The sequence below is a fragment of the Chitinophaga silvatica genome, assembly GCF_003419895.1.
Classification (GTDB): Bacteria; Bacteroidota; Bacteroidia; order Chitinophagales; family Chitinophagaceae; genus Chitinophaga; species Chitinophaga silvatica.
In genome coordinates this window covers 95,677-114,579 of record NZ_QPMM01000002.1, presented here as the reverse complement: position 1 = coordinate 114,579, position 18,903 = coordinate 95,677, and the positions used below count along the sequence as shown (strand labels likewise).

Genomic DNA, 18,903 nt, shown 5'->3' with positions numbered 1-18,903 from the left:
GTTATTTATGTTGCTGCAACAACCAGGTATATAATTCTGTAGTGTTATAAGCACGCGTCCAGGCATCATGCCCTCCATCCGGATACTCTGTATATTTTACATTTGAACCTAATTTCTTTAATGCATCAACCAGAACCCGCGATTCCGATACATTTACGGTACCATCATCCGCACTATGAAAAACCCAGATAGGCATAGATTTCAGGCGTTGCATTCTATCTACTGATCCTCCTCCGCAAATTGGCACCATCGCTGCAAAATGCTCTGCATAATAGCTACCCCAATCCCAGGTTCCATAGCCTCCCATACTAAGACCCGTTAAATAAACCCTGGTAGTATCTACATGCAATTCTGCCATCACTTCCTTGTACAGTTTTTCTAAAGCTGCAGGATTCCACCACCCCTTGTTGCAAAGAGGTGCAATCATAATAAACTGTTTACCCTGAACCACTTTCGACAATCCTACCTGTTTGAGAACACTCACATTTGCTCCCATCTCTCCTACCCCATGCAGAAAAAAGACTATAGGCCATTTATATGTCTTTTTTTCGTTATACCCTTCAGGAATATACATCAGATAGTCTGTAATATTATCTGTTGTTGTAGCAAGCTTCTTAAAACTAAAGCCTGCATCCTGAGGTGTAAACTTGTCTTCTACTGGAGGAGGTGTCTTATCCTCGTCTACTAAATCCTTTGTTTCATTTTTAGAACACGCCGTAAGCACTAAAAATAAAGAGAGAAATACATACACAAAATTCTTACTTTTTCTTTTTTTCATATAGATGGTTAAAATTAAAAATCCCCTCTACTGAGTAGAGGGGAGCAGTTTTCAATAAATTCTATTTAGAAACGTAAGGTAATAACTGTTATTATATCTCCAAAAAAAAATTCGAAGATAATTCGGAGTACTATTTATTCTGTATACCCATCAACTCCACACTTCTGTTTACAAATGCAGTCAGATCAGCACCTGTTAAAAGGCTTTGTGAAAGCAATGCCAGATCAGCCAGATTGCGGATTTGCTTTTCCTGAAGTTCCTGATTATTCTCTTTTAAGATTTGTGTATAAACAGGGTGATTGGCATTAACAGTCATGTTAATTTCATCCGGCATACTTGCATACCAGTTCATTGAACCTCCACCAACAGCTGCCATATCCTTCATTCTGCGCATAAATTCAGGACGGGTAACTATTACAGGTTGTGCTTCTGCACTCAGGCCTTTCATCTCTACTTTAATATTAGGCTGAGTAATCTGTGAAGTGAAAAGTCCTTTTAGCGTAGTTTCCTGTTCCTGAGACAATACAGTAGTTTCATTATCATTCTTGTCGATCAGGTTATCAGCAATATCGGCATCTACACGGGTGAATGCTACATTCTCCCACTTCATTTCCATATTGTTGATAAAGGCTGCATCTACCAATGTTTCCATCTTTACAACCTTATAGCCTTTCGCCTTCGCAGCCTGAACGTAACTATCCTGTTGCACCGGATTCGTTGCATATAAGATTACTAATTTATTTTCCTTATTGGTTTGCAATGCAGATGCAGCTTCACGATATTCCTCAAGCGTATAGAATTTCTTATCATCTACCTCTTCAAAAATCATGAACTTATTGGCTTTATCGAGGAATTTGTCGTCGGTCATCATACCGTACTTTACAAATAAGCCGATTGAATCCCATTTTTCCTCGAAAGATTTTCTATCGTTACGGAAAATTTCGTCTAATTTATCAGCCACTTTTCTGGTGATATAGCCGTTAATTTTCTTCACATTAGGATCGCCCTGTAAATAGCTACGGCTAACGTTCAACGGAATATCCGGACTATCGATAACTCCATGTAAAAGCATTAAGAATTCCGGAACGATATCTTTCACCTCATCGGTAACATATACCTGGTTGGAGTACAGGCTGATTTTATCTTTCTGTATTTCGTAGCTCTTGGAAATCTTAGGGAAATACAGGATACCTGTCAGATTAAATGGATAATCAACATTCAGGTGAATCCAGAATAATGGTGGTTCTGAGAATGGATAAAGTTCTTTATAGAAGTTCTGATAATCTTCAGTGGTTAATTCGCTAGGTTTCTTGGTCCACGCAGGAGAGGTGTTATTAATCTGCGCGCCTTCAAACATAATTGGAATTGGCAGGAATTTACAGAACTTCTCAAGGATATTTCTGATTCTGCCATCTTCCAGGAACTCCTCGCTTTCTTCATTGATATGCATTACGATAGAGGTACCACGTTCTGCCTTGCTGGTATCTTCCAGGGTGTATTCAGGACTTCCGTCGCATTCCCAACGTACGGCGTTTGCATCTTCTCTCCATGATTTAGTAAATATTTCAACTTTACTACTTACCATGAATGAAGAATAGAATCCTAAGCCAAAGTGGCCGATTATGTTTGTACCATTTTCCTGGCCTTTATATTTTTTCAGGAACTCTTCTGCCCCTGAAAAAGCAACCTGGTTAATGTATTTATCTACTTCTTCAGCAGTCATACCAATACCATGGTCTGCAATAGTAATGGTTTTCTGCTCTTTATCTACCTTCACTTCAATGGATAAATCGCCCAACTCCCCATTAAATTCTCCAGCACTGGCAAGTGTTTTAAGTTTTTGAGTTGCATCAACTGCATTACTTACCAGCTCACGGATAAAAATCTCATGATCGGAGTATAAAAACTTTTTAATGATAGGAAATATATTCTCTGTCTGAACACGAATTGCTCCTTTTTGCATTGGTAATCTGATTTTTTTGTTTTTTTTCAAAGTGTATGCCAGTGGCCAAATGGCTGACAAGATGTCAACTATTTTTTCCTAAGATATCAATAACTTTAGAATTCTGATCAAACGTTAACCCTTCAATCATGGAAAAACCTATATTATCAGCCTTGCTGTGCATTATTTCTGTATGCCCGGCCAATGCCCAACAACCATTACCTTATCAACAGGATTTCTCCGAACTTTCCAACCAACATCTGATTTATCCGGCAGGATGGCAGGGATTGGCATTTTCTCACGGCATCAATGATACTACGCTAACCCAGTTAGCTTTGCGTGCAGGAACCGCCAATTCTACCAGTGGTGGGATTTATTATTATGGCTCAGGCATCGGATGGCTTAATACTAACACCAACGACTATGCTATTACGCTTGCCATAAATTCATCAAAAACTGAAAATATCATTCTGCAATACGATATTAAAACAATAAGGAATCCTTATGACAATTTAAAAAACACAAGGATTAATGAAGCTATTGTTCAATATAAGGTTAATGAAACAAATCAATTTATCAACCTAAATAATAGCAAATATCTGTCTGATACTCTAAGTGCATTTAAAACCATAAAGGTTACTCTTCCTTATGCGTGTAACAATAAAGCATTGATACAACTCAGATGGTTATCGAAAGATCTTAGCGGAACAGGAAACAGACCTGCATTTGAAATAGATAATATTTTTATTTACAGTGCAGGAAAAGACAGTACAGCACCGGATTTGATAAAGATATCACCTTTTCAGACAAGCGTTTATCCGGTAAGTATTTTACAGGCCGAATTCGATGAGCCTTTACAGGTTGGGGATGGCAACATCTATATAACTGATCTGACAAACCAAAAGACAGATACACTGAATATAAAAGATAAATCGATTACCATTTCAGACCAAACAATCATCATTAAAAGAATTTTAAGTTCCAAACATCAATATCAAATCACTACAGATAGTGGTATTGTAAAGGATTTCTATGGAAATAGTTTTAATGGTATTGGTAAGGAAACGAATTGGAATTTTAATACTGATTTGACCGATTATTTGTTTTCGTTTGATGATTGTGGCGGAAACAATTACAGTTCCTTCAGTGTAAAAGGCCCACAGCATTGGGTTTGCAAAGGAAATATCATCCAAATGAATGGGTTTGAAAATAAGCCCATAGAGAATGAAGATTGGTTGATTTCACCAGAACTGGATATCAGCAATTTTAATTATCCTGTGCTAAGTTATACTGCAAAAAAAGAGTTTGAAGGACCAGATTTGGAATTAAATATCTCTGGAACATATAAAGATGGAGATCCGCGAATGGCAGACTGGAAAGGAGTTTATAGTCGATGGCCTGTTAATGCAGATTCAGGATTTATGAAGATCAAGGATATTAATCTGGCCGCGTTTAAGAATAGTAAAATTCGTATTGCTTTTGTATATAACTCAGATAAAATACAACAGGCTGCCAGATGGTCGGTGGCAGAAATATCCGTAAAAGATGTTGTTGCTGAGCCCTTACCCTGTCTTACTCTGGATAGAAACGAGATAGATTTTGGTGCTGTGAAAACTGGAAACCCAAGTACTGAAATAGTGCATTGTTATGTTGAAAATTTACTGACCAATATTGAGTTGCAGGCCCCTGAAGGGTTTGAATTATCGATCGATGGGGAGCATTTTACTAATAGAATTAAATGGTCTGTGGGTGCAAACACGCTCTATATCAGGTTCGTTCCAAGGGAGGTAAACAAATCCTGGTCGGGCGAGCTGATATTTCGGTATAAGGATTTGAAGTTGGGCGCGCTCCGGTTGAAAGGCAATACTTACCGGTCATTAAAAGTAGTAAACTGGAATATAGAATGGTTTGGAAGCCCGTCGGCGAAGCCAGATAACGATAGTTTACAGCAAGCTAACGTATTTACGATTTTGAAAAAGCTGGATGCAGACATTTATGGGTTAGCAGAAATAGTGGATACCAACAGGTTAAGAGAAGTTGTTCAACAATTACCGGGTTATAAGTATGTTATTTCTTCGTATGCCGACAGTTTGTCGGGGCCTTTACAAAAACTGGCATTTGTTTATAAAACAGGGGTTTGTCGTTTTATCGGAGCAAGGAACTTACTGCGATATAATAGCAGTGATAAGGCATTTTACAATTGGGCATCGGGCAGGTTTCCATTTTTAATGCAGGTGGAAGTGCATGAACAAAAGGATACTATGCTTTTAAATCTGGTATTGGTTCATGCGAAGGCGAATACAGGAGATCAGGTGGCAGCCTGGCAAAGGAGAAAAGATGGGGTAAGGGAATTGAAAGATACCTTAGATAGATATTTCGCTACGGCGAATGTTTTGTTATTGGGCGATTTTAATGATGATCTGACTAAGAGTATTGCTAATGGAAATATGGTAACAGGAAGTTCCTGGAAAGATTTTCTGGAAGATGAGAAGTACCTGGCGCTTACGTTGCCACTAAGTATGAAGGCTGAGCAATCAACCATTGCATTTCCTTCAATGATAGATCATGTAATTGCAACAAATGGGTTAATGGTGGCTGATAGAGGAGTTGCAAAAGTTGGGAAGGAAGTGAAGGATTGGATATTTGCTTATGGAACAACTACCTCGGATCATTATCCGATTATTACATACTATAATTGGGAGATAATGGGTAACCCTTATCCGGTAAGGGATTTAACGGCACAGGCTGAAGATGATCATATTATTATCAGATGGGATATGCCATATCAGATCAACTGCGAAAATATTACAGTAGAGCGGCAGAGGGATAGATTTTATGAATCGGTAGCGGTCCTACCAGGTACAATTAACGGAAGTACGAAGCAGGAAAATCACTACTGGGTAAGGGATTTGGAGGCGCATAGTGGAATTAATTATTATCGTTTGAAAATAAGGGGTACGAATAATGAATTACGATATACATCCCCTATCTTTGTTTTCAAACCAGATAAAGACAGGACATTAAAAAGCATATGGCGTATATTTGGCGGCCAACTGCAATACTGGATAGATTGGACACAACGAGAAAGAGTTTCTATTCAGCTCATAGACCTGCATGGACGAATAAGTTACCAGGAGATTACAAACCTGGAGCAAGGATATAATTACAAAACAATTGTTATAGACCAGTTGCCTACAGGTATTTACTTTTTAAGGGTGAAGTCCGGGGGGCAAGATTTGGTCATGAGGATTCTCGTTAACCACTGATCTTTTTGAAAAAACCATGCAGACGAGAGGCCGTCTCTACTTGATAGAGACGGTTTTTTATTATTTAATAGATTGATTTATATTCATTTATATATATCAATATAAATATCATAAGATATTTAAGGAAAAGGGGGCAAAAGGTGTGGAAATCAGGAATAGTTCTGTATCTTTGCGGTCCTAATTTTTAAACCATTTAAACAGGGAAATTATGAACTATGAATTGATGGTGATCTTTACCCCTGTGCTTTCTGAAGACGATTTCAAAGCGGCTCAGAAGAAATTCGCTGATTTCATTAAAGAAAACGGCGGAGAAGTAACGCACGAAAATCCCTGGGGATTAAGATCACTGGCGTATCCAATCCGGAAGAAAACTACAGGAATGTATGTTGTTCTGGAATACAGTGCGCCATCCGACCTCAATGAGAAGCTGAAAATCCAGCTGAATCGCGATGAAAATGTATTACGTCACATGGTAACTGCGTTGGACAAATATGCTTATGCATATAACAACCGCAAAAGAAATGGCGTAAATGCTGAATCTAAAACCACTGAAGCTTAAAATTATGGCAGTTAAACCTAAACAAGAAATTAAGTACTTAACAGCCGTAAAAACTGAGAAACGTCAGAAGAAATACTGCCGTTTCAAGAAAATGGGCATCAAGTACGTAGATTACAAAGACGCGGAATTTTTGAAGAAATTTTTGAACGACCAAGGTAAAATGTTACCACGTCGTATTACGGGTAACTCCCTGAAATTTCAGCGTAAAGTAGCCCAGGCTATTAAGAAAGCTCGTCAAATGGCTTTATTGCCTTATGTTACTGACCTTTTAAAGTAAGAAGTTATGCAAATTATCTTAATACAAGACGTAGATAACCTGGGTCAGAAGAATGAACTGGTTAGCGTGAAAAATGGTTACGCCAGAAACTTTCTGATTCCACAGAAGTTTGCAGTTGAGGCTAGCCCTTCTAATCTTAAGCAACTTCAGGAGCGCCTGAAAGTGCAGAAAGTTAAAGAAGAGAAATTACTGGCTGAAATTGCTAAGGTGGTTGAAGTATTAAAAGCTTCTCCAGTTAAAATCGGTGCTAAAACCGGTACTTCTGGCAAAATTTTCGGTAGCGTAACTGGTGTTCAGATTGCTCGCGCAATTAAAGAACAAAAAGGTTACGAAATTGACCGTCGCCGCATCCACATCCTGGATGATGTTAAAGAACTTGGCACTTACAAAGCACGCCTCGATTTCGGTAAAGGAAACGAAACCGAACTGGAATTCGAAGTTGTTGCTGAGTAGTTTTCCAACTTTGTTTGGATATAAGATCTTCCCGGGCCTAAAAGCCCGGGATTTTTTTTGCTTCTTCTCTAGTCAAAAAGCGCTGCCGAATACATAAGAAAATTTAGTACTTTCAAGTACCTATTTTCATACCATGAGAAATGTACTTTTTTGTCTTTTAGCTACCATCCTGGTTTCTGCCTGTAATACCCGTAAAACACCAAGGATTACAACCATCGGTATTCAGGGAGAAGTAACCCCGCAATACTCCTTTCAATATAATGAGAAAGGAAACCTGGTTGAACTGATCCAACATTGCAATGGTGATAGTAATCAAACTACCTTTCAATACGACGATACCAACCGCATCACCAATATTGTATTTGTGGAGCAATCATCAACCTCCCCTAAAGTAAAAGCTAAAGCAACTGTTACAGAATGGGATAATAACGGCAATGTTGCTGCCATTACCTATTATGATGCCCTGGATAAACCACTGAGAAAAGCGAAAATCCGCTGGAAAAACGGATTGCCGGTTGCTATGAAATTCTCAGATTCTACATTAGCCTGTGCCTGGAACAATGATCAGAAAAATCCTCAGCGAAAAGATATCTATATAGATTCTTCCAATGGTACTGCTGTTTCTCCTTTTGTAACACTAAAAACAACACAGTATGAAATGGAGGATTCTCTGAATCCCCTTAAACCGCTGGCAAATCAGATCATTATCTGTCAAACTGCCGCTCCTGCCAGCATTACACCGGTTGGAGATTTATCAAACGTGTTCTTAAATGTCAGCAATAAAAGTCCTTACCTGGTAAAAATTGCAGAACGGGAAAAAAAGGTGAACCAGGAATTTGAAAGTCATAGTACTTATCAATACTTCTATTCCCACAAAAATGCCAGCAGCTACCCCGATAAAGCATGGGTGCATTTAAGTTGTCAGGGGTCTACCAACCTGGATACAGATGCAAATTTCATTATGTTTTATAAATATGAATAATTTCACTCCTGTTTTTTCGTTACCTTTTAGGTAATGAAGGGCAGCGACAAATTGCGACAAATTCCGGTTACTCTTACTTTGTTAGGAGTGAACACCATTGCCTTCATTCTTATTACTTTAAAAGGTGCAGATTTTTGGAAAGGAAATGGTTTGCTGCTATTACATTATGGTGCTAATTACTGGCCATTCACAATACTGCGCAACGAGTACTGGCGGCTAATTTCAAGTATGTTTTTACATGCAGGAATTATGCATCTGACAACTAATATGATTGGATTAATAGTGGGTGGTTATTTTTTAGAGCCTGTTTTAAAAAGATGGAAATTTGTAACACTTTATCTGCTAACCGGTATTATCGCTAATTTCATCAGTATCTACTACCATAGAACTACAATCGGTGTTGGCGCCTCTGGTGCAATTTTCGGGATCTATGGAGTTTTCATTGCATTATTAACGACGAATTTATTTCCATCAACCATAAGAAAAACCTTTTTAGCATACATAGGCTTGTTTATTCTTCTCAATGCTATTACCGCATTAATTGCAGAAGATATGGACAATATAGCACACCTTGGTGGCTTTCTAAGTGGAATAATACTGGGATATATATGCTACTTTATATTGAGTAAAGAAGATGGAAAAAAAATCATCGAATAATCCCAAAAAATTAAATAATTACATTTGTACTTAAATCAGCTAGCAATGTTTAATAAGTTATGGCTTTTACTATGCGCTACTTTAATAGTATTTGGTTGCAAAAACAAATCTCACGATCAAAGCAGCGTCGCCAACGATTCTACTCCACCTGCCATACACAGCACACCAGACGATACCGTATCAATTGGTAACAAAACCTTTCTAGTTTATTTTATTGAAAAGGCCGATTTTGATAAGTATCCATATCCAGCTATGGACACTAGTGAAGCTGCTGCCCTGGCAAAAGATTCAACTGTAAAGCGCGACAATGGGAAGCTCATTATACGCCTTGAAAATGGGAAAGAAAGAATTCTGACCAGCAATATTCATGATGAAGAAAATTTTATAGACTATAGCTATATAGCTAATTATCCTTCTATTAAAAGAAAAGGATTTCATCTCTCTTATTATGAAGGAAGTGGTTTTGCACTGGTAAGTACTGTAAATGGCGACTCAATGATCACCTGGGCTGCTCCTGCTATTTCTCCGGACAAGCAATATATAATCACTGCCTCCATGGATCTGGTAGCAGCATTCGATCCTAACGGATTTGAGCTATTCAGCATCAACAACAACGACATAAAGAAAATAGGAGAAGCAAATCTGGAAAAGTGGGGCCCTGGCCTTGTTCAATGGATTAGCAACAACACGCTCATCTCTGAATATATTACCGTAAATGACGACGGAAATACACAAGTTCAGTATGTTAAAATGGTGATGCAATGATGACTATTTAGTATATTTAAATAGACATCAACCCTAAATTCCACACCATGAAATCGACATTAAAAAAATTATTTACCAGCTGTGTAATAATCATCTTCAGTGCTTTATCTTTTACTGCCTATAGCCAGGCTCCTACAATGAATATTGAAGGTACTGCGGCATCTATTGTCAGCAAACTGGATAAAGCACTTATATTATCAGAAGTCCAGAAACCTAAGTTATCCACAATTGTTGCTAATTATCTCCGGCAGAAAATAAATATTCAGGATCTTCAAAAAACTAACGAAAAAGCATATACAACCAAGCTAAATAGCATGCAAAATGGCTTGCAATCAAAGCTAAAACCCTTACTGTCATTAAACCAGTATAGCGAATTTCTTTCGCTCAAACCTAAAACTTTTGATGAAACGAATGTACTGTCACAGCTATTCTACTAAACAATAATTTGCCTGTCGCGAGCTACTATTTGCCAGTTTGAGACAATTTCTCCTGAATTGGCAACATAAGCCTTTTCATAAAGGGCAACAGTCGGACAAATATGTTTTGGTATGCCATAGAACACTGTGCCAATAGGATATTTACTGATATCATCCACTTTCAGCACCAAATGCTCTTCGCTCTGAGAAACCGGAACAGCTTCAGGTGCATTTACAAAAAATACGCGGGGCTGCGGATTTTCTGCGGCTATGGATTTATGCCCAAGGTCCAGACAGAGGTGATTAGAATCAATTACTGAAATTACGCGGCTAATGACAACAGCTGCCCACTGAAATGTTTGTTCCGGAAAGTTATTGGCGTAACCCCAATCCCAGAATACGAAGGTACCCGGGCTACATTGAATACCAGATCTAAGGGCATGAATCGGGAAGGTTGGAGTACCACCTGCTACGATCTCCGGTTCAGGAAATCCGGCTTCCATAATCTGATCTGCCAGATTTTCCACCAATGCAAAAGCAGCATCACAACGCTCTATTCGTATACCCATATCTGTATCATGAATATGTCCGTCGTAGACATGCAATCCAACCGGTTTAATACCAGGAAGCGTTAATATTTTTTTATATAGCCCGAAAGCCTTAACAGGTACGATTCCAGTACGGTTCATACCAACATTCAGATCGATATATACCTGGAGATGTTGTGATTGTGCATCAAATACCTGGCTGATGGCCTGTGCAGCATCTGCACTATCTACCAGGCAGGCAAATCTGGTTTTCGGATACTTCAGTACCAATTCGAGCAACCGGGTTACTTTGGGCCCTACTGGCTGATATGCCAAAAATACATCGTCTGCATTCACCATAGCCAGCATTTCTGCTTCTGCAATGGTAGCACACTTGTAGCGGCTTATCCCGGCCTGCTGCATAAGCTCCACTACCTCGGAAATCTTGTTCGTTTTAACATGAGGGCGTAATCTGCCTATGTCGTCGATCATCGTTTTCAGTAATTCGATGTTCTCTTCGATACGTGACCTGTAAAGGATAATGGCAGGTGAATCTACCTGTTCTACATTAGAAAGCTGATACCATTCCATCGGTGTTTCCGTTTTATACGATGAAGCTTAATAATAAACAACCAATCAACCCGGTTACTGAAACAATAGTTTCCATTACAGACCAGGTTTTGATGGTGTCTTTCACCGACAAGTTAAAGTATTCTTTGAACATCCAGAAACCTGCATCGTTGACATGCGAAAACATTAGGCTTCCGGCACCGGTGGCCAATACCATCAATTCAGGTTTAACTCCGGATGCTGCAATTAATGGAGCTACTATTCCGGCTGTGGTAAGTCCGGCTACCGTAGCTGATCCAATGCAAACCCTTATTATCGCGGCAATACCCCAGGCCAGAATCAAGGGATGTAAATGCATCCCCTGCAAGGTTTCTGCAATGTACTTACTCACCTGGCTATCATTCAATAGTTGTGTAAATGCCCCGGAACCACCAATAATAAGGATAATTACAGCAATATCCCTAACTGCATCATCCATGATGGACATTACCTTTTTAACCGGCATTTTCCGTCTTAAACCTAACCAATACATTCCATTAAGCACAGCCAATAGCATTACAATAAGCGGATCTCCCAACCATGTTACCACTTCATTGATAAAAGTACCTGATGCTGTAAGTGATTTTATACTGGCAGTTACAGCCAACAGAAAAACTGGTAACAGAGCAGCAAACAAACTAACAAACATCCCTGGCAACTGATCGTCTGGCAACGGTTCGATCACAAACATTTTAGACGGTGGACTTGTATACCCTCTTAAAAAACGTGAAAATACCGGTCCGGCTATTATAATTGCAGGGATAGCTACCATGAGTCCATATACCAAAGTCAACCCCATATTTGCGTGAAATTGCTCAACAAGTGCCGTAGGCGAAGGGTGAGGAGGCAAATATCCGTGTGTTACAGAGAGAGAGGCCAACATAGGAATTCCCAAGTACACTACCGGCAATTTAGTGCGGGCAGCTACTGTAAAAATCAGTGGTACCATCAACACAAAACCAATATTATAAAACAGAGGTATTCCAACTATAAAGCCTGTAAGCATCAGCGACCATTGTACATACCTCCGGCCGAATAAGTTCATTAATCCTGTAGCAATTCGTTGTCCTGCGCCGCTTTCGGCTACCAACTTACCCAACATACTACCAAATACAATGATTACAATGAGTGAGCCAAGGGTTTTACCAATACCTGTTTGAATAGATTTGGTAATATCTGTTATTTTCATTTGCAAGGCCAATCCCATGAGTAACGATACTATGAGAAAAGACAGGAAGGTGTTCAGGCGGCACCAGGTAACAAGAATTACTAACAGTAATATTGCCGCAATTACGATCAATAATGGCATACGGTTGACTGTTTACAAACGTGGAAAATAACAAGATAACAAAAATGCCCGGTAATATTACTCGTAACGTAAGGCAATAATAGGATCCAATTTTGCAGCTTTATAAGCCGGGTAACTTCCGGATGCCAGCCCTACAATGGCACAGATAGTGATTCCTATCATAATCCAAACCCAGGGAATTACAAAAGGAGAACTGAGGATTAAGGAAACGACATTGCCCAGTAGCATTCCAACTAACGCTCCGATAATTCCACCCATTACGCTGATAATGGTTGCTTCATAAAGGAATTGGGTACGGATCACTTTTTTTGTAGCGCCAAGAGCCTTTGTAACGCCTATTTCGCGGGTTCTTTCTGCTACGGAAACCAGCATGATGTTCATCAATCCGATGGCCGAACCGAACAAGGTGATAAAAGCAATAACTACTGCAAAGAGGTTAACTTTACTTAAGCTGCTAAAAAGCATTTCAGCGATATTATCGCTTTTACTCATCTCGAAATTGTTGTCTTCATTCAGCGCTAATCCGCGTATTATTCTGAAAATTCCTGTAGCCTCTCCCTGAGCAGCCTCCATCTGTTTAATATCATTCACGGAAACGCCAATCTGGTAGCTAAAGTTCCGATTAAACACCCGTCTTACGTTATTCACTGTGGTGATAATAACGTTGTCGGAACTCATCATCTTACTGCTACCCTTAGGGGCCAGCAGACCTACAACTCTGTAACGTACATCACCTACTCTGATAGAGCTATTGACAACGTTTTTTAGATTTTTACCAAACAACTTTTCAGCAACATCAGTTCCTAACAAGGCAACATTACGGCCAGACTGCACATCCAGCTGATTAAAGTTTCTGCCTTCTGCTATTTCGTAGTTAGAGAATTTCAGATAATTTTCATCGCCCCCATAGACTCTAACATTAGGGTTTGTTTTTTTGGTGTCTTTATATACAGTGGCAATTCCGGTAGCCTGTACAGAAATACTAACAGTAGCAGGAAATTTAAACCTGTCTTTGAACTCCAAAGCTTCCTGGTAAGTGATAAGTTTGTTGCTGATAGAATGTCTTACTTTCTTATCTCTTTTATTGCCTTTGGATGCTTTTCCATTATCATCCCCCATTCTTACCTGCATGGCTTTATTCCTGATAGAGAAGCTATTAACCCCCATACTGGCAAAGCTACTGTAGATACTAGCTTTCATGCTGTCTATAGCCGTAAGAATACCTACTAATACTGTGATACCCAATGCGATAATTGAGACGGTGAGACCAGTTCTCAGTTTATTACTGGTAACAGAGCGGTATGCCAGGGAAAAAATATCTTTTGACTGCATATAGACGGGTTAGTCCTAAAGTTAGCATTTTCTCTCGGAATTTTCTCGCGATGAAGGGATAGGAGGCAAAGGAGGGTAAGTATTTGGATTGATATAAAAGCGAAGCGAATATTTTTAAGAATCGGGAAATGATCTTAAAAATATTCGCTTCTATAAAAATTTTCCTGTGTCTTAATATTAATCCCGCGACTTTGCGAGCAACTATTCTATAACCAGCAAAGCAGCAGGTTAGGGAATATTCCCAGGGCAAGGATCAGCACAACAGTTAATATCAAAGCAGCTTTAAAGCCTCCGGAAACAGGTAATACTTCAGGTTCTCCCTGTTTGAAGTACATAGCCATGATTACACGGAAATAGTAGTACACACTTACTGCAGCACATAACACCGCCAGTATTACTAACCACAGAAGATTACCATGTTGGATGGCAGCTGAAAGCACAAAATATTTTGCAAAGAAACCTGCGGTTACCGGAATACCAGCCAATGAGAACAAGCATACCGCTACGGTGAAGGCCAGTAAAGGTTCTTTACGGGCAAGGCCGTTAAATCCTTCAAAGGTATAATCCTTCAGTTTCATCAACACAGCAAAAACGCCGATGGTAGCGATACTGTAAGCAGCAGCATAAAGAATAATACCTTGAGCTCCCATGTTATTCAATGAAATAACAGCAAATAACATAAAGCCTGCCTGAGCGATACTGGAGTAGGCCAGCATACGCTTAACACTTTGCTGAAACACGGCGCTGAAGTTACCCAGGATAAGGGTTGCAGCGGTGATAATAGCAAGGATAAGAGTCCAATGTTGACTGATAGCACCACCAGCGAAACTTACATGGAACATTCTCAGGAATGCAACAAAACCTCCGGCTTTCACAACTGTAGACATAAATGAGGTGAATACAGTAGGTGAGCCATCATAAACATCCGGAGTCCAGAAATGGAAAGGCACAGCAGAAACCTTAAATGCCAGAGCAAATACCAGCAGAATGATACCGCACAATGCCAAAGGATGTACAGGATCCGAACCCAGTCCGAGTTCTGTAATATTGAAAGAACCGGCAGCACCATAAATCAGGGTGATACCCATCAACAATATACCGGTAGAGAAAGATCCCATCAGGAAGTACTTCAGGGAAGCCTCATTACTTTTCAGATTCTTTTTATCAGCTCCTGCGAGAATATATTGAGGAATAGATAAAATTTCGATAGCCAGAAACAGCATTAGAAGGTTGCTGAAGCTGGAAGCAAGCGTAATACCTGCCAGAATAAAGAATATCAGTGCAAAATAATCTGCTACATGCTCTCCTACCTTTTCAAACTCACTACCTGATAAGAGGAAATATAACAAAGTAGCGCCCAAAACAACAGCATTGAACACCACACTAAATTTAGTCACTTCAATCATGCCATAGACGATGTATCCACCATGTTCAACAGTAGGATACAGGGCCAGATTAGCAATAAATGCTACAATAATGGCCGCGATGGCAAAAAATTTAATATTCTGCTTATTGCGTACAAATAACCCAACAAACATCATTACAACGCCCGATAAAGCAGTAGAAATTAGTGCATTCATATTTTTGCGTTACAAAACCCCGTTACAAATTTTATGGTTTTGATATCTCCGGTTACAGAACCGGAGTTATCAAAATAATTTATTCACTACGTCAGTGGTGTTACTTACCAGATCCAGCATAGGTTGTGGATAAACACCCAGAACGATGATCATAATTACGATCAGGCTCAGTGCCAGTATTTCACCGGCATTTAAATCTGTAGTAGTAGCTGTCAGTTCATTTTCCTGACCAAATATTACTTTCTGAATCATACCCAGGGTATAAATAGCAGAAAGGATAATACCTAATCCGGCAAATGCCATCATCCAGTGATTATATTGGAACAATCCGCTAAACATCAGGAATTCACCAATGAACCCGTTGGTTAATGGTAAACCAATGTTAGCCAGACAAATAATTACGAAGAAAATAGCCATGCGTGGAGCCTTGCGGGCCATGCCACCCAGCTGGTCCATATTCTTAACACCCAGGCGTTGCTCAATCACTTCCACGATAATCCAGAGACCAACGATATTGATACCGTGGTTGAACATCTGAAGCAGGGCACCTTGCAGGCTTTGCTCATTGTTGGCAAAAATTGCAGCGGCCATGAGACCAATGTGAGCGATAGAAGAATAGGCAATCAGTCGTTTCAGATCGCTTTGTACCATAGCTATGCAGGAAGCATAGATGATACCGATGATGCACAATACAATTGCTACATCAGACCAGATCATCACTCCATGAGGCAGAATTGGTAATAACCAGCGCAACAAACCAAATAATCCCATTTTCACCATTACACCAGAAAGGATCATGGTTACAGGAGTTGGAGATTGTTCGTAGGTATCTGGTTGCCATGTATGGAAAGGGAAAATTGGCATTTTAATGGCAAAAGCAATGAAGAATAGCCAGAAGAGCCAATTTTGCTGATCCTGACTCAACTGCAGACTGGCGAATGATGTCCAACTGAACGAATGATCAGGAGTTTGGAAATAAAGGTAGATAATACCTACCATCATCAGCAGTGAGCCCAGGAAAGTATAAACGAAGAATTTAAAGGTAACGGCTATACGTTTTTCTCCTCCCCAGATAGAGCAAAGGAAATAAACGGGAATCAGGGCCAGCTCCCAGAAAATATAAAACTGCAGGGCGTCGAAAGCGGTGAAAACACCCGTCAACCCGGCCTGCGTTAATAACATCAAACCGTAAAAGCTACCTGGTCGTTCGAATTTACGGCTATAGATAGTAATAAAAACAAGTAGAAAGGCAATCGCTGTAAGTAAGCAAAGCATCACACCCATTCCATCTAACCCTACGCGAAATTGACTTCCCAATTGCGGAATCCAGTTAGCTACCACATTAAGACTGTCGGGAGCTGTACGAAAACGGCACCAAGCACCGATTGCTAACACCACTGTTGCCAGCGATGAAATAATGCTCAGCACTTTTGGTCCGGATCCCTTCAGGCCAAATGTAATAAGGCCCGCGATGAGAGGAATCAATATTAATAAAACTGTCAACATAATTTATCTGCGCTTGTAACTTCAGCTATTGATTTATAATAAGAATCCGATCACAAATAATACGATCATACCAATTACCATGGCGAAGATGTAAAATCCTACCTGTCCGCTTTGAACAAGGCGGATTTTCTGACCGCCCCATTGTACACCACGTCCGATGCCATTTACCAGTCTGTCGATGCCAGACTTTTCGATAGTATCACGGAAGAAGCGGGAAAGCTCGTAAAGAGGTTTTACAATGATTGCATCATATATTTCATCAACATACCATTTGTTTTCGAGCACTTTGGCCACGCCTGTGCTTTCTTTTCCATTATCTTCATAGTTGGCAAATCTCTGACGAGCCAACAAAATGAATACAATAACCAAAGCACTACTGATTCCCATCAATAACCATTCGGTACCGTGTGACAAGTGATGAGCCACAGCAAAAGGAACAGAAGGAGCAAAAACCGGAGCCAGATATTCTGCCAGTAAGTTCTTACCAAATACTTCAGGTAAACCAACATATCCACCGACGATAGACAGAATAGCCAAAATTACCAGAGGGATAGTGATGGCTGCAGGGCTTTCATGTAAATGATGTTCCTGTTCGTGTGTACCACGGAACTTACCGGCAAAGGTGATGTAGTACAAACGGAACATATAGAAAGCTGTCATTAATGCACCTGCCAGTCCTAATACATAGAGAACCGGATTATGTGCAAAAGCTGAAGCAAGAATCTCATCTTTAGAGAAGAAGCCGGAGAAACCTGGAATACCGGCAATTGCCAGACATCCAACCAGGAAAGTCCAATTAGTGGTAGGCATGAATTTCTTCAGTCCACCCATTTTACGAATATCCTGTTCTCCGCCCATTGCGTGAATAACTGAACCGGAGCCCAGGAACAACAATGCTTTGAAGAAGGCATGTGTCATTACATGGAATACGGCAGCACCATAGGCACCAACACCCAATGCAAGGAACATATATCCTAACTGGCTAACTGTGGAGTAAGCCAATACTTTTTTGATATCGTTTTGCTTTAAGGCAATAGAAGCTGCAAACAATGCAGTTGCCAAACCTATAATAGCAATAACAGTTTGAACATGAGGAGCCAGTGTGTATAGGATATTACTACGGGCAATCATATAGATACCGGCAGTAACCATCGTGGCAGCGTGGATCAATGCAGAAACCGGAGTAGGACCCGCCATTGCATCCGGTAACCAGGTGTAGAGCGGAATCTGAGCAGATTTACCAGTAGCACCCACAAACAACAATAAAGCGATGATGCAGATAACTCCGTTATTCATGCCTAATGCCGCTGCTTTAGAGAATACTTCAGGATAAGTAACTGTTCCGAACTGGGTAATAATAAAGAAGATTGCGATCAGGAAACCTAAGTCGCCAATTCTGTTCATCACAAATGCTTTTTTTGCAGCATTTGTATAGTCGATATTTTTAAACCAGAATCCAATGAGGAGATAAGAGCATAAACCTACACCTTCCCAACCTATGAACATCATTACATAGTTAGCTCCCAATACGAGGATCAGCATTGAAAAAACGAAGAGGTTCAGATATGCAAAATATCTGGCAAAGCTCTCGTTACTTTCATCATGCATGTAGGAGGTGGAATAGATGTGAATTAAAGAACCAACACCTGTAATGATCAGCAAGAAAAGAGCGCTTAACTGATCTACCTGAAAGGCAAAAGGAATTTGGAGGGAACCTACAGAAATAAAATTGAACAGGTGAACAACCTGTGCAGAGAATCCCGGGGTTTTAACTTCCCAAAATATTAATAAGCTAATCACAAAGGACGCCAGTACTGCGCCACTTCCGACAATTCCAACCAACGACTTGGATAAAGATCTGCGTCCTAATCCATTCACCAGAAAACCCAATAGTGGTAAAAATGGTACCAGCCAAACTAGATTAATCATTTATCAATTCTATTTA

16 protein-coding genes are annotated in these 18,903 nt (G+C 39.9%); 8 read left to right on the top strand and 8 right to left on the bottom strand.

Features of this window, described 5'->3' with window-relative positions:
- Position 1: 1 nt before the first annotated feature.
- Both DVR12_RS04810 and htpG read right to left on the bottom strand, forming a co-directional pair.
- Positions 2-778 carry a carboxylesterase family protein gene (locus DVR12_RS04810; RefSeq protein ID WP_116974341.1) on the bottom strand — a complete coding sequence of 259 codons (777 nt, stop codon included), beginning with the start codon at positions 776-778 and terminating at the stop codon, positions 2-4.
- 130 nt (positions 779-908) lie between these two features.
- The gene (gene htpG / locus DVR12_RS04805; RefSeq protein ID WP_116975107.1) at positions 909-2,741 is read right to left on the bottom strand and encodes a molecular chaperone HtpG; all 1,833 of its coding nucleotides are present in this window, start codon (positions 2,739-2,741) and stop codon (positions 909-911) included.
- A 128-nt stretch (positions 2,742-2,869) separates the two neighbouring features.
- Here htpG and DVR12_RS04800 point away from each other — a divergent pair, with 128 nt between their 5' ends.
- From DVR12_RS04800 to DVR12_RS04765, 8 genes are all read left to right on the top strand, one after another.
- Positions 2,870-5,986 carry an endonuclease/exonuclease/phosphatase family protein gene (locus DVR12_RS04800; RefSeq protein WP_116974340.1) on the top strand — a complete coding sequence of 1,039 codons (3,117 nt, stop codon included), beginning with the start codon at positions 2,870-2,872 and terminating at the stop codon, positions 5,984-5,986.
- Between the two features lie 208 nt (positions 5,987-6,194).
- A complete protein-coding gene (rpsF, locus tag DVR12_RS04795) occupies positions 6,195-6,545 on the top strand; it encodes a 30S ribosomal protein S6 (protein WP_233522128.1) in 351 nt (116 codons plus the stop codon).
- Between the two features lie 4 nt (positions 6,546-6,549).
- Positions 6,550-6,822, top strand: a complete 273-nt coding sequence (gene rpsR / locus DVR12_RS04790) for a 30S ribosomal protein S18 (protein WP_073077706.1) — start codon at positions 6,550-6,552, stop codon at positions 6,820-6,822.
- Between the two features lie 6 nt (positions 6,823-6,828).
- The gene (gene rplI, locus DVR12_RS04785; protein WP_116974338.1) at positions 6,829-7,275 is read left to right on the top strand and encodes a 50S ribosomal protein L9; all 447 of its coding nucleotides are present in this window, start codon (positions 6,829-6,831) and stop codon (positions 7,273-7,275) included.
- A gap of 133 nt (positions 7,276-7,408) precedes the next feature.
- Entirely contained in the window at positions 7,409-8,257 is an 849-nt protein-coding gene (locus DVR12_RS04780) for a hypothetical protein (RefSeq protein ID WP_116974337.1), read from the top strand.
- 33 nt (positions 8,258-8,290) lie between these two features.
- Complete coding sequence (locus tag DVR12_RS04775; RefSeq protein ID WP_116974336.1) at positions 8,291-8,914, top strand: rhomboid family intramembrane serine protease; 624 nt, start codon at positions 8,291-8,293, stop codon at positions 8,912-8,914.
- A gap of 45 nt (positions 8,915-8,959) precedes the next feature.
- Positions 8,960-9,679: a hypothetical protein gene (locus tag DVR12_RS04770; protein ID WP_116974335.1), complete on the top strand. Its 720-nt coding sequence runs from the start codon at positions 8,960-8,962 to the stop codon at positions 9,677-9,679.
- A 47-nt stretch (positions 9,680-9,726) separates the two neighbouring features.
- A complete protein-coding gene (locus tag DVR12_RS04765; RefSeq protein WP_116974334.1) occupies positions 9,727-10,116 on the top strand; it encodes a hypothetical protein in 390 nt (129 codons plus the stop codon).
- Here the strand turns inward: DVR12_RS04765 and DVR12_RS04760 are convergent.
- The 6 genes from DVR12_RS04760 to nuoL form a co-directional block, all read right to left on the bottom strand.
- Positions 10,113-11,213 (bottom strand): D-TA family PLP-dependent enzyme, encoded by a 1,101-nt coding sequence (locus DVR12_RS04760; protein ID WP_116974333.1) that lies wholly within the window; start codon positions 11,211-11,213, stop codon positions 10,113-10,115. The two genes, DVR12_RS04765 and DVR12_RS04760, sit on opposite strands and share 4 nt — an antisense overlap.
- 13 nt (positions 11,214-11,226) lie before the next feature.
- On the bottom strand, positions 11,227-12,540 hold the full coding sequence (locus tag DVR12_RS04755; protein WP_116974332.1) for a gluconate:H+ symporter: 1,314 nt from the start codon (positions 12,538-12,540) through the stop codon (positions 11,227-11,229).
- Positions 12,541-12,597: 57 nt separating this feature from the next.
- Complete coding sequence (locus tag DVR12_RS04750) at positions 12,598-13,872, bottom strand: ABC transporter permease (protein ID WP_116974331.1); 1,275 nt, start codon at positions 13,870-13,872, stop codon at positions 12,598-12,600.
- Positions 13,873-14,078: 206 nt separating this feature from the next.
- Positions 14,079-15,452 (bottom strand): NADH-quinone oxidoreductase subunit N, encoded by a 1,374-nt coding sequence (locus DVR12_RS04745; protein WP_116974330.1) that lies wholly within the window; start codon positions 15,450-15,452, stop codon positions 14,079-14,081.
- A 69-nt stretch (positions 15,453-15,521) separates the two neighbouring features.
- Positions 15,522-16,958, bottom strand: a complete 1,437-nt coding sequence (locus tag DVR12_RS04740) for a complex I subunit 4 family protein (protein WP_116974329.1) — start codon at positions 16,956-16,958, stop codon at positions 15,522-15,524.
- A gap of 33 nt (positions 16,959-16,991) precedes the next feature.
- On the bottom strand, positions 16,992-18,887 hold the full coding sequence (nuoL, locus tag DVR12_RS04735) for an NADH-quinone oxidoreductase subunit L (RefSeq protein ID WP_116974328.1): 1,896 nt from the start codon (positions 18,885-18,887) through the stop codon (positions 16,992-16,994).
- Positions 18,888-18,903 lie beyond the last annotated feature (16 nt).

Bases quoted from the DNA above. Each gene is read 5' to 3' on its own strand.
- DVR12_RS04810 (WP_116974341.1), bottom strand. From the start codon at position 778: ATGAAAAAAAGAAAAAGTAAGAATTTTGTGTATGTATTTCTCTCTTTA.
- htpG (WP_116975107.1), bottom strand. From the start codon at position 2,741: ATGCAAAAAGGAGCAATTCGTGTTCAGACAGAGAATATATTTCCTATC.
- DVR12_RS04800 (WP_116974340.1), top strand. From the start codon at position 2,870: ATGGAAAAACCTATATTATCAGCCTTGCTGTGCATTATTTCTGTATGC.
- rpsF (WP_233522128.1), top strand. From the start codon at position 6,195: ATGAACTATGAATTGATGGTGATCTTTACCCCTGTGCTTTCTGAAGAC.
- rpsR (WP_073077706.1), top strand. From the start codon at position 6,550: ATGGCAGTTAAACCTAAACAAGAAATTAAGTACTTAACAGCCGTAAAA.
- rplI (WP_116974338.1), top strand. From the start codon at position 6,829: ATGCAAATTATCTTAATACAAGACGTAGATAACCTGGGTCAGAAGAAT.
- DVR12_RS04780 (WP_116974337.1), top strand. From the start codon at position 7,409: ATGAGAAATGTACTTTTTTGTCTTTTAGCTACCATCCTGGTTTCTGCC.
- DVR12_RS04775 (WP_116974336.1), top strand. From the start codon at position 8,291: ATGAAGGGCAGCGACAAATTGCGACAAATTCCGGTTACTCTTACTTTG.
- DVR12_RS04770 (WP_116974335.1), top strand. From the start codon at position 8,960: ATGTTTAATAAGTTATGGCTTTTACTATGCGCTACTTTAATAGTATTT.
- DVR12_RS04765 (WP_116974334.1), top strand. From the start codon at position 9,727: ATGAAATCGACATTAAAAAAATTATTTACCAGCTGTGTAATAATCATC.
- DVR12_RS04760 (WP_116974333.1), bottom strand. From the start codon at position 11,213: ATGGAATGGTATCAGCTTTCTAATGTAGAACAGGTAGATTCACCTGCC.
- DVR12_RS04755 (WP_116974332.1), bottom strand. From the start codon at position 12,540: ATGCCATTATTGATCGTAATTGCGGCAATATTACTGTTAGTAATTCTT.
- DVR12_RS04750 (WP_116974331.1), bottom strand. From the start codon at position 13,872: ATGCAGTCAAAAGATATTTTTTCCCTGGCATACCGCTCTGTTACCAGT.
- DVR12_RS04745 (WP_116974330.1), bottom strand. From the start codon at position 15,452: ATGAATGCACTAATTTCTACTGCTTTATCGGGCGTTGTAATGATGTTT.
- DVR12_RS04740 (WP_116974329.1), bottom strand. From the start codon at position 16,958: ATGTTGACAGTTTTATTAATATTGATTCCTCTCATCGCGGGCCTTATT.
- nuoL (WP_116974328.1), bottom strand. From the start codon at position 18,887: ATGATTAATCTAGTTTGGCTGGTACCATTTTTACCACTATTGGGTTTT.